This is a genomic window from Pedobacter sp. UC225_65 (assembly GCF_042698365.1).
Classification (GTDB): domain Bacteria; phylum Bacteroidota; class Bacteroidia; order Sphingobacteriales; family Sphingobacteriaceae; genus Pedobacter.
Genome location: NZ_CP170550.1, coordinates 4,211,021 through 4,224,088 on the forward strand (window position 1 = coordinate 4,211,021; position 13,068 = coordinate 4,224,088).

Below are 13,068 nucleotides of genomic sequence, written 5' to 3' on the forward strand. Positions count from 1 at the left end.
CCCTATTTCTTGGTCACTTGGGTTAAACCTAGTGTTTTGGCCTTCTCGAGCATAAAGTTGAATGCTTCTTCATAGCTATTTTTGATTTCACCCTCTAAAATGGCTTCTCGAATGGCATTTTTAAGCAAGCCTACTTCACGTCCGGCAGCTAGGCCAAAAGTTTCCATAATATCATTGCCAGAAATTGGAGGTTGCCAATTGCGCAACTGGTCGCGCTCTTCAACATCTTTTAGTTTTTGCTTAACCAACTCAAAATTGTTGCGGTATCTTTTAACCTTATATTCGTTTTTGGTAGTGATATCGGCATTGCACAATAACATCAAGCTTTCAATTTCTTCTCCAGCTTCAAAAAGCAACCTCCTAACAGCCGAATCTGTCACTTTTTCTTGAGCCAAAACAATAGGGCGTAAATGCAGTTGCACCAATTTTTGAACAAACTTCATCTTCTCGTTTAATGGAAGTTTCAGTTGGGCAAAGATCTGTGGCACCATTCTGGCACCTTTATCTTCATGGCCGTGAAAGGTCCAACCATGTCCTTCCTCAAATCTTTTGGTTGGCGGTTTGGCAATGTCATGTAAAATTGCTGCCCATCGTAGCCAAAGATCGTCAGTAGTTGCACAGATGTTGTCTAATACTTGTAAGGTATGGTAAAAATTATCTTTATGTCCTTTGCCATTGATGATCTCTACACCATACAATGCTGCCATCTGCGGGAAAATAAGATGCAGCAGTCCAGTATCAAAAAGATAGTTAAAACCTATAGAAGGTGTTTTGGCAAGGATGATTTTATTCAGCTCGTCCGTAATCCGTTCTTTAGAAACAATGCTGATCCGTTCTTTTTGCTTGCTGATCGCAGCCAAGGCAATTTCATCAATGTCGAAATTTAGCTGTGTGGCAAAGCGAATGGCTCGCATCATGCGTAGCGGGTCGTCTGAAAAAGTAATTGCTGGATCTAAAGGTGTGCGGATCAATTTTCTTTCCAGGTCTGCCAATCCATTAAATGGGTCTATTAAACTCCCATAATTCTCTTTGTTGAGCGATATGGCTAAAGCATTGATGGTGAAATCCCTTCTGAGCTGATCATCTTCCAATGTACCATTCTCTACAATCGGTTTACGAGAATCAGATCTGTAAGATTCTTTCCTAGCACCAACAAATTCAATTTCCAGGTCATTGTATTTCAGCATTGCGGTGCCAAAATTTTTAAAAACAGCCACCTTGGTCTTCAATTGCCTGCCTGTTTGTTCTGCAAACTCGATACCATTGCCCAATACTACAATATCAATGTCTTTTGAGGGGCGGTCTAAAAATAGATCTCGTACAAAACCACCGATTACATAAGCCTCTGTTTTAGTCTGGTCGGCAATGGTAGCCAACACTTTGAATACTGGATTTTGTAGATGTTGTAGCATAAGCATCGAATCGTCATGCCGAATTTATTCCAGCATCTTTTAACAGTGAAGACCACTGAACAAGTTCAAGGTGACGAAAATGTTAAAATTTATGCAAAAATAGTAAAATTACTTACGTATAAACTCAAATTGTCCGGAAGGACCTAATTTAATAATGGTCGACGGTATTTTTACGGTACGGTCTTCTTGTTCAAGATCTACAATATAGTCAACAGCACTTTTGACCTCCTCACTGATCTCGTCGAAAAATTTTGGGGTAGGTTGGCCACTTAGATTGGCAGAGGTAGAAACGATTGGTTTTCGGAAACGTTGGAGCAACTGCTCGCAAAACTCATGTTTAACTACTCTAATGCCAATAGAACCATCGTTATTGATTACATTTTTGGCCAGATTTTTAGCATTAGAAAAAACAATCGTCATCGGATTTTCCGCATATTCGATCAATTCGTAAGCAACTTCTGGAATTTCAGTTACATAACTTTGCAACTTGTTCTCATTGTCTAAAAGGATGATTAGACTTTTATCAGCACTTCTCCCTTTCAGTTCATTTACTTTAGCTACGGCTAATTCATTCGTAGCATCACAACCCAAGCCCCAAACCGTATCTGTTGGGTAAAGGATTACACCTCCATTTTTTAATATGGCTAAAGCATTGTTAACCTCGTCTCTAAGCATCTGAATTAAGTTTAGGGATATATTTTTTCCAAAATTCTGGATTATGTTTTAATGGAGCATGACAACCAAAAGGCAATTCCTCTTTCAAATAATCGAAAGCAATGGCAGGATGAAATTCTACCGCAAACTGCATCGCCTTTTGCCAATCTGGGATGCGATAGTTGTTCATGATCTTTGGCGCTTCTAATGACCAAAAAACATCTTCGTTGTAGCCATCTCCCTGCGTTTGTAGGTATTTATCTAATAGGGCTTGGTCAACCTGGTCTAAAACCAACAAGGCCGAGCCAATTTTTCTTAAGGATAGACCACCATTTCCAACTTTGTTGTAACGTTGGGCATATACTTTATTCAGTTTACAGGATAATTTAACCTGTTCCCAAAAGTTATATAACATTCCCTTATTTAACTTATCAGGTTTAAACCAAGGAGCGCCAATGTAATCGTATTTTTTTTCACACCAAAAACCAAGTTCATCTTTAAAAAGATAGACATCTGCTTGGTGGATGAGCATAAAATCAAAGAGGGCGAAGGCGTTATAAAAGGCTTTGGATAATAACAATTGATTGTACCCTTTAATGTCCTCAAAGTAACTGCGGGCAAAACGTTTCACTTCCAATTGTTGTAACGAACCAAAAGTTTTGTCTACAATTAGGCCTTCAGGAGCTACAATAACCTGCTTATAACCTTTTGTCCGTTTCATGCCGTTTTCTAAAAATGCCAATTCAGTTTGATCAGGAGCTTTGTACAAAGGAAAAACAACTACACAATTTTTCATACACACAATATCTTTTTGTAACAGTTCATTAATTGCTGACTAACTACATCATCATTAAAACGTTGAACATATTGTAAGCCTTTTTGTTTCATTGTTTGTTGTAATTCTTCATCGCTGAGTACTCTGTTTATAGCATTGGTTAGTTCTTTTTCATCATTAGGCGAAACATAGATACTGTTGGGTCCACCAGCTTCTTCTAAGCAAGAGCCAGTTGCAGCAATTACAGGTGTATAGCTATATAATGCTTCTATAATTGGGATTCCAAATCCTTCATAACGAGAAGGATAGATAAAAATGCTGGCCATTTGATAAATAGCAGGTAAATCGGTAAAAGGTACATTCTTTAAAAAATGCACCCTGTTTTGTAGACCTAAAGTTTCAATCTCTTTTTTTACTAGATCTGCATAAGCTGTCTCTTTACCAATTACCACAAGTGGATAAGTCAAATCGACATTTGGCAATGCCCTGATCAGTAAGAGCAGATTTTTTCGGTGTTCAATAGTCCCTAAGTTCAAAATATACTTCGCTGGAAGCTGGTATTTTGACCTTACTTTTTCTTGATCAACAGGGGATAGCAGTGTTTTAAAACTATCATCGCAACTTTGGTAAATGACCTCGATTTTTGAGGGGTCAATTTTGTATTGGGAGATGATGTCTCGTTTGGTCTGTTCGCTAATGGCAATGATCTGGTCTGCATTTTTGCAGGCATATTCGCTTTTTAGCTTATAGATGTATCGGTCTACTGATTTATAATATTCGGGTTTAATCAGAAAGATCAGGTCGTGTATGGTAACAATACTTTTGATTTTGGTCTTTTGTAACCCAATTGGGATTTCATGGCTCAAACCATGAAAGAGGTCTATCTTGTCTGATAAAAGTTGTTTTTTGATTCCTAAACTTCGCCAAAAGAGTCGGCTGGAGCCTTTTCGCGGTAAGATCAAGTTGATGTTCTTCTTAGTGAACAAAGAAAAATTGTGGATGTTTTCCTTGATTTTAGGCGTATAAATAAAATACTGGTTTTGAGGAAACTGAGTGGCCAGGTGCTCAACCAGTGATCGACTATAATTGCCAAGTCCAGTCAGGTTATTGGCGGCACGTTTGCCATCGTATCCGATCCTGAACCGAAAGTTCAAAGCAGAAAGTTCAAAACCTGCTTTTACAGGCTCAGAACTTTCATTTTTTAGAATTAGCTTTTTACTTTCTTTTTTCACTTGTGGGCTTAAACAGCTACGTTATTTTCTCTCAATGCATCATTTAGAGAAGTCTTTTTGTCTGTAGATTCTTTACGTTTACCTATGATCAAAGCACAGGGTACCTGAAATTCTCCAGCAGGGAATTTTTTGGTGTAAGAACCCGGAATTACCACTGAACGTGCAGGTACAATTCCTTTATATTCAACAGGTTTTTCGCCTGTTACATCGATAATTTTTGTTGAGGCAGTTAGCACAACATTTGCACCTAAAACAGCTTCTTTTTCTACACGTACACCTTCAACCACAATGGCTCTCGAACCGATAAAACAATCGTCTTCGATAATTACCGGAGCAGCCTGTACAGGTTCTAGTACCCCGCCAATACCAACACCACCACTTAAGTGTACACGTTTGCCAATCTGCGCACATGAACCTACGGTTGCCCAAGTATCAACCATTGTACCTTCGTCTACATAAGCACCAATGTTTACGTAAGATGGCATCATGATTACACCTTTGGCCAAATAAGCACCGTAACGGGCAATACCATGCGGTACTACACGTACACCAGCTTCTTTATAGTTGGTTTTTAGATCATTTTATCATGGAAAACAAAAGGTCCAACTTTGATTTCTTTCATTTCTTTAATCGGAAAATATAGAATAACAGCTTTTTTGATCCATTCGTTAATTCCCCATGTATTTAGGATAGGTTCTGCCACACGCAACTCACCTTTATCTAACCTTAAAATTACTTCTTCAATAGCCTCACAATAGTTATTATATGACAATAAAGACCTATCTTCCCAAGCAGCTTCTATTAATTTTTTTAATTCGCCAATCATAGTGTTTCAAATTTTTTACAAAATAAATCAATTTTATGTATTGCGCATTGTTTTCGTAGAATAATTTATTTTTTATCACTTTTTATTGATTTTTTACATGTTTGAACAATCAATTTGAAGTGTTTAATTTAGATTGATAGTTGATCATTATCCATTACCAACATTATAGCTTAAACGATTCTTGATCGAAAAATGCTACACCTGAAGGTTAGTTATGTATTTTTGTATTTTATGACTGAGAAAGAGAAATTAAGGATCGATAAGTATCTCTGGGCAATAAGATTGTTTAAGACCAGAAGTTTAGCTACAGAGGCATGTAAAGCAGGTAGGATAAAATTGAATGGCCAAAATTTAAAACCATCAGCGATTGTTAAAGTTGGAGAGGTTTATCAGGTATCTAAGGGTATTGAAAAAAAAGTAATAGAAGTAGTAGAGCTTTTGTACAATAGGGTAGAGGCCAAGATTGCGGTAACCAAATACAAAGATTTAACACCGGAAGAAGAAACACATGCTTTTAAATCCATGTTCCATGCGCCTACGCTAAAACGTGATAGAGGAACCGGACGACCAACAAAAAAAGACCGTAGGGAGACGGATGGTTTGATTGAAGGAATGTTTGAAGATTAGTTTATTGGTTCATTTGTATCATTGGTTCATTTCGGAATTAGACCCAAGACTCATGACTATTGACTCAGTACTCTCATCCGATAGGCCATCATCGCAGTTTTGCCCAGTTTTTTGATCAATTGGTAATTCGCTACAGCTCCAACTGCAGCACCTACTACTGGAAGCAATTGGGCCATTTTAGCCAAGTCGATGTAATCTCTATATTCTTGCTGAAAAGTTCGCCAATCAAATTGGTCGGCGCTTTCTGGTAACACAATTAATTTTTCATCCCAGTTCTGCATTTGTTTAAATATATTTTGGGTGCCTCTTGTACTCGAAAAAGCCAATTGAAAAATGTGCAGAATGTATAACCTTTCCCTATAATCCTTAATGTCGTAACCGTACAAGGTAGCAATCTCGAAAAGCATTTTGATCTTGATGCCAATCAGTACCGGAAAATCGGCCATGCTCATCAAAAAGCCTCCTGCACCCGTAATTCCACCTTCGGCAGCACCAGTTTTGCTGTAAGAGTCTATTTTTGATTTGACAAGTGCTTCTCTGTGTAGCAAGCTCATCCGCACATCGGGTAGGGCCGAAGTGGTATAGGTAGAACCAAACAATACGGCTTTTACCATTTGTTTAATAGTTACAGTAATTGCTTGGTGTACTTTGGCAGGAATGTAACTATTGATCTTGGTCTGCACCTTAGTGGCTAGATTGCCCAACATAGAAGGTTTCTTCATGAGCTCCATTTGCCAAAACTCCAATTCATACTTTATCTGTTGCTCGTAGTTTTCCATGATTACCTCTTGTAATGTACTGCAAAAATTAGGCCCTTGTTAATTAGACTATTTTTTCTGTTAAATATTACAAGTGAAAATTTGGATTAGTCAAACTATAACTATATTTTTAGTTTTTAGTAGACGAATTGAATAATAATGAAAAAATTAATCTTGTTGTTTTTACTGGCCATTGCCTTGCTTCAGGTTCGTGCCCAAGCCAGTAAGCAAAGATAGCTAGCTAAGTGGTAGGTAATCAAGTGATAATGTGTAATGAAATTTGGAAATGTCAAAAGTAAACTATATATTTTTTTAACTTTAAACTAAAACTATTAACCATGAAGAAATTATTATCACTCACCCTGTTGCTGGCAAGTGCATGGGGTGTTTATGCACAAACTGTAAAACTTTCTACAGCGCAACCCGAGGCAGGTAAGCCCCTCTCATTCGAGTACAATGCAAAAGGAGGAAAGCTAGATGGGCTGGCCAATGTAAAATGCGTAGTGCAGACCTTTGTTAATCGCAAACAAAATGTGGTGAATGTAGACCTCACTAAAGAAGGAACGGTCTATAAAGGCAGTTTTACGCCAGTTGACAGCACTGCTATTGCCATATTTACCTTTGCCGCAGACGGAACTAAAGATGATTCGCCAAATGGCTATTATACGCTGTTTTATAAAAATGGAAAACCAACAGGTATGGCCTATTATTGGGAAGCAATGTTTTACAACGGGATGGGCGCAGCCTTAGCAGGCGTAAAAGCAGATAAGGCTAAGGCAGTTGCAGCCTTTGATAATGCCTTTGCGGTTGAACCGGCACTAAAAGAAACCTATTTAATAGGTTATTTGAGCCTTCAGTATGGTTTGGATAAGGTTAAAGGCGAAAAAATGATCAATGAACGGATCCAAAGCCTTAATAAACTGCCTAATAAAAAAGAACAACAGTTCTTGGATATCGCCAGCCTGTATAATGCCATGAAAAGAAAAGCATCGGCTGATTCGGTTTTTAAATTGGTGAAATTAAAATACCCAACAGGAAGCTATGCTTATAATCAAAGTGTCAATGGAATCTACGAGGAAAACGATGCGGTAAAAAAGGAGGCAAAACTGAAAAGCCTTATCAGCAATTTTAAGCTCGACCTGAATAAAAAAGCAGATGCCGATAAAGTTGGCGATTTGTACGCAGAGATTGCTTCAGCTTACGGATTGGCCAAAAACAATGCAAAATTTGAGGAATTTGCCAACAAGGTAAAAGATAAAAACACTTTGGCCAGCGTTTACAATAGTTATGCCTGGGCAGGGGCAGAAAAGAAAGAAAATCTAGTTTTTGCCGCTAAAATATCAAAACGTTCTTTAGAATTGATTGAAGAAGCCAAGGCTGGACCTGTGCCGCCGTTTTATGCTTCAAAAGAGAGCTATCTCAAAGGTTTAGAAAGTAATTACACAAATTTTGCAGATACTTATGCGCTGTTGTTGGATCATTTAGGTAAAACGGCCGAAGCCTTAAAATACCAGGAAGAGGCAGTGACAAAAAATAATTTCACTAACCCCGAAATGAATGAAAGGTATGTATCGTTTTTAGCTAAAAATAAGCAAAAGGATAAAGTGGTTACCTATGCAGAACGTTTCATCAAAAATGGACAAGGTACTGCCCAACTCAAGGCCGACCTTAAAGATGCTTATACAGGAAGTCAGCCATTTGATGCCTATTATCAAGCCTTAGAAAAGGAGGCTTTAGAAAAAGAAAAAGCAAAATTTATCAAAGAAATGATAGACAGGCCTGCCCCTAAATTTGCTTTAACGAACTTAAAAGGCGAAAATGTAGATCTTGCTAGTTTAAAAGGGAAAGTGGTAATCGTTGATTTTTGGGCCACTTGGTGCGGTCCGTGTGTAGCTTCTTTCCCGGGCATGCAAAAGGCGGTAGATAAATATAAAAATGATCCGAACGTAGTCTTCCTATTTGTAAATACTTGGCAAACAGAAGAAAAAAGAGAAAAAGTGGTACAGGATTTTATTGCCAGTACACCTTATACTTTTAACGTACTTTACGATACTAAAAACAAACAGGATCCAAGTAGATTTGATGTTATTGATAGCTATAATTTAAATGGAGATGGCATTCCGCAGAAGTATATCATTGGTCCTAATGGCAATATCCGTTTCAAAAAAGTGGGTTTTGGTGGTTCTGCCGATGGAACGGTTAGAGAATTAGATATGATGATAGAACTTGCAAAGAATTCAAATGAAACCAGTAAATAATTAAAAGATCACCTATAGCCAAAACACCAAATCCTCATGAGGAATTGGTGTTTTGCTTTATAGATCTGTTTTCATCGGCGACTTTTCCCAAAGTTTAAAGGCCTGTAAAGCTTCGTCCCTCAACACTTGTTGAATGGGTAACTTTCTTTTTTCCATGGGTTTGTCCAATTCGTTGTAGATGAACTCATCATCAAAGCCAGCACTTGATGCATCCTGTTTGGTATTTCCGTAATAGATGGTTTCTATTTTGGCCCAATAAATGGCACTTAGGCACATAGGGCAGGGTTCGCAACTGGTATAAACAACAGCGCCACTAAGGTCAAAGGTCTTCAGTTTTTTGCAGGCCAATCTAATGGCAGCTACCTCGGCGTGTGCTGTAGGGTCGTTGCTGGCGGCTACCTTGTTCGCGCTTTTGGCTATTACTTTTCCATCCTTCACGATCACCGCCCCAAATGGGCCGCCAATACCTTTATCTACGTTCTGCTCAGAAAGGCGGATGGCCATCCGCATAAATTTTTTGTGTTGTTGGATTTGTTCCATAGAATAAACAGTGCAAAAAAATGCCCCGATTGCTCGGAGCATTTTTGATGATTTCAAAAACTGAATTTGATCAGTCGTTATTTTTTGTTCTTTTTATAATCTTCATTTAGGCCAACAATTACAGCGCTGGTTACATCCAAGCTTTCGTCAGCAAATAAAATAGCACTATTTCCTTTAGAATAGGTCAATACCATTTTGTAGCCTTTTGTTTTGGCATATCCTTTTAAATAATCAGCCACTTTGTTGTAAAGTACTTCTTGTTCTTTGGCCTGCTCGTTTTGAAGCGCTGCACCAGCATTTTGTTGGTAGGCCTGTAGTTCTTGTTGTTTACGGGCCAATCTTTGCTCTGTGGCCGCTCTCTGGTCGGCAGGTAAAGTATTTTGTTGTTGTTGGTATTGTTGTACTTCACGTTGGAAAGCTTGGGTTTTGGCAGCTAGATCGCCTTCAGCAGCTTTACCTTTGGTTTCCATTTTGCTTTTAAGGTCTTTGAAATACTCATATTTGGTTAACAATGAGTCTGAATTAACGTAAACAATCTTCTCGTCTCCAGACACAGCCGATGTGCTAGTTTTAGTAGCTGTAGCATCAGCTTTGTTGTCCTTATTTCCACAAGCAGTTAGTACAGAAACTATTGCTATTGCAGTAGCTAAACTGCTTACTTTTAATGTTGTTACTTTCATTATAAATCAATAAATTTTAACAAATATAAAAATCAAAATGGACTATCCTAAAAACTCCTGTTTTTTAATCGGATTTAGCCCGATTTTAACACTCAAATAGTTATCCACATCTGCCTTAATTAGGCAAAAAATGGTTATTTTTGATTCTTTAAGTATTAAACAAAATTATGAGCGAAGAAAAAGATTTAAAGTCAAATTATTCGGCAGATAACATACAGGTTTTAGAAGGTTTAGAGGCGGTTCGTAAACGTCCTTCTATGTACATCGGTGACACCGGGATCAAGGGTTTGCACCACCTGGTTTACGAAGTTGTAGATAACTCTATTGATGAAGCATTAGCAGGTCACGCAGACACCATTTACGTAAATATCCTTAAAGGTAATTCGATCAGGGTTGAAGATAATGGTCGTGGTATCCCAACTGGTATAAATACAAAAGAAAACAAATCGGCTTTAGAAATCGTAATGACGGTTCTACATGCGGGTGGTAAATTTGATAAAGACACCTATAAAGTTTCTGGTGGTCTGCATGGCGTAGGGGTAAGTTGCGTTAACGCCTTGTCAACTCACTTAAGGGCAGAAGTACACCGCGAAGGAAAAATTTGGGTACAAGAATATAACATTGGTAAACCATTATATGATGTAAAAGAAATTGGAACTACGGAAAAAAGAGGTACAATCGTAACTTTTAGCCCAGATCCAACCATCTTTACACAAACTACAGAATATCGTTATGATACCTTGGCTTCTCGTTTGCGCGAGTTGTCGTTTTTGAACAAGGGAATTAGTTTGACCTTAACAGATGAGCGTGAAGTAAATGAAGATGGTACTTTCTTGTCGGAAGTATTCAAATCTGAAGGTGGATTAAAAGAATTCGTCCAGTTTTTGGATGGAACTCGTCCTTCTTTAATTCCTGAGCCTATTTATGTAGAAGGAATTAAAAATGGTATTCCGGTTGAATTGGCAATGCAGTACAATGATAGCTATTCGGAGAATGTGCATTCTTATGTAAACAACATCAATACCCACGAGGGTGGTACACATATTGCTGGTTTTAGACGTGGTTTAACCCGTACCTTAAAAGCTTATGCAGAGAAATCTGGTTTGTTGAAGAATGTAAAATTCGAGATTACAGGTGATGACTTTAGAGAAGGTTTGACAGCTGTAGTTTCGGTAAAAGTGCAAGAACCTCAATTTGAAGGTCAGACCAAAACCAAGTTGGGTAACTCTGAGGTAATGGGTGCGGTAGATGTGGCCGTAGGGGAAGCTTTAGGTATTTACCTTGAAGAATATCCAAAAGAAGCGAGGATGATCGTAAACAAGGTTATTTTGGCTGCTACAGCTCGTGCTGCTGCACGTAAGGCACGCGAGATGGTGCAACGTAAAAGTGTAATGGGTGGTTCTGGTTTGCCAGGAAAACTAGCCGATTGCTCTGATAGTGATCCAGAAAAATGTGAGTTATATCTGGTAGAGGGTGACTCGGCGGGTGGTACCGCTAAACAAGGTCGCGACCGTAATTATCAAGCCATTCTTCCACTTAAGGGAAAGATCCTGAACGTTGAAAAGGCAATGGAACACAAGATCTATGAAAACGACGAGATCAAGAATATGTTTACCGCTTTGGGTGTAAGCATCGGCACGCCAGAAGATGATAAAGCATTGAACTTGACTAAACTCCGTTACCATAAGATTGTGATCATGACGGATGCGGACATCGACGGATCGCACATTACTACTTTGATCCTTACTTTCTTCTTCCGTTACATGAAGGCGCTGATTGAAGCAGGTTATGTGTACATTGCTGCTCCACCACTTTATCAGGTTAAAAAAGGGAAAGATTTTGAATATTGCTGGAACGACCAACAACGTGACGCTGCGGTACAGCGTTTAAAAGGTGCTGGTAAGGAAGAAAGTGTACATATCCAACGTTATAAAGGTTTGGGAGAGATGAACGCTGAGCAACTTTGGGAAACTACCTTAAATCCGGCAACGCGTACCTTGTTAAAAGCTACAATAGAAAACGCTGCAGAATGCGACCATACTTTCTCAATGTTGATGGGCGATGAAGTTGCACCACGTAGAGAGTTTATCGAACGTAATGCAAAATATGCGAAGATTGATGCTTAGATAAAAGCATTCACTATAATAGCCCCATAAGTTTTCTTATGGGGCTTTTTTATTTTAAAATTTATATACATAATATTCTTATGTATATAAGAAATATTTATATTTGTTTCATGGCAATCAATAACGAATTATTTAAAGGGACCTTACAGACCATTATCCTTAACCTGTTGGCAGAAAACGACCGGATGTATGGTTATGAAATTACGCAGAAAGTAAAATCGCTTACCCAAGGGCAGTTGGTACTAAAGGAAGGGGCCTTGTATCCGGCTTTACATAAATTGGAGGCAGAAGGTTTCTTGGAAACCAGCACTGAGATTGTTGAAAACAGGGTACGTAAATATTATGCTTTGTCTAAAAATGGCGAAAAGGAGGTGGTGAATAAATTGCAGGAAGCCAAAGATTTTATTGCGCAACTACAACTATTGTTAAATCTTAAATTAACCTGATATGCAGCTCAACGAAATAGAAAAGAAAGAAATAGGCGATTATGTTTTTGGAATTGGTAGGTATATAGAAACCTATAATGAGGTGTACGACCATGTGTTAAATCTACTGGCAGACATGCCGGGAACATATCATATCGGTTTGGTCCAAAAAATAATTGAACTTGATTTTGGAGGGGTAAAAGCCATCAGGAAACAAGAAGACATTTACCAAAAACAGGTCAAACGCAGATATCTCAAATTGATTGGCTTAGAGATGTTGTTTACATTTAGACTTTCGCAACTGCTTCCAAACCTGATCTTGTTGTTATTGTGCTACGTCTTATATGCAAGCAACACCAATTTATCTGCCTTGTTTAAAACAGTTTACTTATCTATTTTGGTGTTGATCGTAATGGCAGGACTATACTGGATTGTCTTTAGGTATATCATCCATCGAAAAACTAAAAAAGATTCGATAATAGGTGACTTGGTATTTGGATTGATGTTTTTACCGTTGGGTTTCATCAATATTTTCTTTAATCTGTTAGTGACCAAAGAAAACACCCACATTTCGATAAATACCCAACACATTATTTTATTGGCCATTTTCTTTTTTACAAGTGTTTATATCAGGGCGTTTTTGAAGTTGTATGCCGAAAGAATTAAGGTGTTGGCCATTTGATATGAGTAGATATAAATGGTTGATACTTATTGAAAAAGCCCTTTAAGAACTATCTTAAAGGGCTTTTTGTTTG

Annotated in this window: 12 protein-coding genes and 1 pseudogene; 5 read left to right on the forward strand and 8 right to left on the reverse strand. The window is 38.1% G+C overall.

Annotated elements, in window-relative coordinates:
- Positions 1 to 2: 2 nt before the first annotated feature.
- The 5 genes and pseudogenes from ACFJIZ_RS22180 to ACFJIZ_RS22200 form a co-directional block, all read right to left on the reverse strand.
- Positions 3 to 1,412 carry a CCA tRNA nucleotidyltransferase gene (locus tag ACFJIZ_RS22180; protein WP_379089225.1) on the reverse strand — a complete coding sequence of 470 codons (1,410 nt, stop codon included), beginning with the start codon at positions 1,410 to 1,412 and terminating at the stop codon, positions 3 to 5.
- A gap of 108 nt (positions 1,413 to 1,520) precedes the next feature.
- On the reverse strand, positions 1,521 to 2,087 hold the full coding sequence (locus tag ACFJIZ_RS22185) for an L-threonylcarbamoyladenylate synthase (protein WP_379089227.1): 567 nt from the start codon (positions 2,085 to 2,087) through the stop codon (positions 1,521 to 1,523).
- Positions 2,080 to 2,862 carry a DUF5672 family protein gene (locus tag ACFJIZ_RS22190; protein WP_379089230.1) on the reverse strand — a complete coding sequence of 261 codons (783 nt, stop codon included), beginning with the start codon at positions 2,860 to 2,862 and terminating at the stop codon, positions 2,080 to 2,082. Before ACFJIZ_RS22190 ends, ACFJIZ_RS22185 begins: the two co-directional genes overlap by 8 nt.
- Positions 2,859 to 4,073 carry a glycosyltransferase family 4 protein gene (locus tag ACFJIZ_RS22195; protein WP_379089233.1) on the reverse strand — a complete coding sequence of 405 codons (1,215 nt, stop codon included), beginning with the start codon at positions 4,071 to 4,073 and terminating at the stop codon, positions 2,859 to 2,861. Before ACFJIZ_RS22195 ends, ACFJIZ_RS22190 begins: the two co-directional genes overlap by 4 nt.
- Before the next feature lie 8 nt (positions 4,074 to 4,081).
- A pseudogene (locus ACFJIZ_RS22200) lies at positions 4,082 to 4,899 on the reverse strand (2,3,4,5-tetrahydropyridine-2,6-dicarboxylate N-succinyltransferase).
- A 231-nt stretch (positions 4,900 to 5,130) separates the two neighbouring features.
- Between ACFJIZ_RS22200 and ACFJIZ_RS22205 the strand changes: the two are divergent.
- Positions 5,131 to 5,526, forward strand: a complete 396-nt coding sequence (locus tag ACFJIZ_RS22205) for an RNA-binding S4 domain-containing protein (RefSeq protein WP_379094184.1) — start codon at positions 5,131 to 5,133, stop codon at positions 5,524 to 5,526.
- Positions 5,527 to 5,582: 56 nt separating this feature from the next.
- On the opposite strand, the gene ACFJIZ_RS22210 is transcribed toward ACFJIZ_RS22205, so the two are convergent.
- Complete coding sequence (locus ACFJIZ_RS22210; RefSeq protein ID WP_379089236.1) at positions 5,583 to 6,305, reverse strand: EcsC family protein; 723 nt, start codon at positions 6,303 to 6,305, stop codon at positions 5,583 to 5,585.
- Between the two features lie 317 nt (positions 6,306 to 6,622).
- Between ACFJIZ_RS22210 and ACFJIZ_RS22215 the strand changes: the two genes are divergently transcribed.
- A complete protein-coding gene (locus ACFJIZ_RS22215; RefSeq protein WP_379089239.1) occupies positions 6,623 to 8,542 on the forward strand; it encodes a redoxin domain-containing protein in 1,920 nt (639 codons plus the stop codon).
- A 57-nt stretch (positions 8,543 to 8,599) separates the two neighbouring features.
- On the opposite strand, the gene ACFJIZ_RS22220 is transcribed toward ACFJIZ_RS22215, so the two are convergent.
- Both ACFJIZ_RS22220 and ACFJIZ_RS22225 read right to left on the reverse strand, forming a co-directional pair.
- Entirely contained in the window at positions 8,600 to 9,082 is a 483-nt protein-coding gene (locus tag ACFJIZ_RS22220) for a nucleoside deaminase (protein ID WP_379089242.1), read from the reverse strand.
- Between the two features lie 77 nt (positions 9,083 to 9,159).
- Positions 9,160 to 9,762 (reverse strand): OmpH family outer membrane protein, encoded by a 603-nt coding sequence (locus ACFJIZ_RS22225; protein ID WP_379089245.1) that lies wholly within the window; start codon positions 9,760 to 9,762, stop codon positions 9,160 to 9,162.
- 167 nt (positions 9,763 to 9,929) lie between these two features.
- Between ACFJIZ_RS22225 and gyrB the strand changes: the two genes are divergently transcribed.
- The 3 genes from gyrB (at position 9,930) to ACFJIZ_RS22240 (ending at position 12,995) form a co-directional block, all read left to right on the forward strand.
- Positions 9,930 to 11,888: a DNA topoisomerase (ATP-hydrolyzing) subunit B gene (gene gyrB / locus ACFJIZ_RS22230; protein WP_379089248.1), complete on the forward strand. Its 1,959-nt coding sequence runs from the start codon at positions 9,930 to 9,932 to the stop codon at positions 11,886 to 11,888.
- Between the two features lie 110 nt (positions 11,889 to 11,998).
- Positions 11,999 to 12,334 (forward strand): PadR family transcriptional regulator, encoded by a 336-nt coding sequence (locus ACFJIZ_RS22235; RefSeq protein WP_379089251.1) that lies wholly within the window; start codon positions 11,999 to 12,001, stop codon positions 12,332 to 12,334.
- 1 nt (position 12,335) lies between these two features.
- Complete coding sequence (locus ACFJIZ_RS22240) at positions 12,336 to 12,995, forward strand: hypothetical protein (protein WP_379089254.1); 660 nt, start codon at positions 12,336 to 12,338, stop codon at positions 12,993 to 12,995.
- Positions 12,996 to 13,068: the final 73 nt, after the last annotated feature.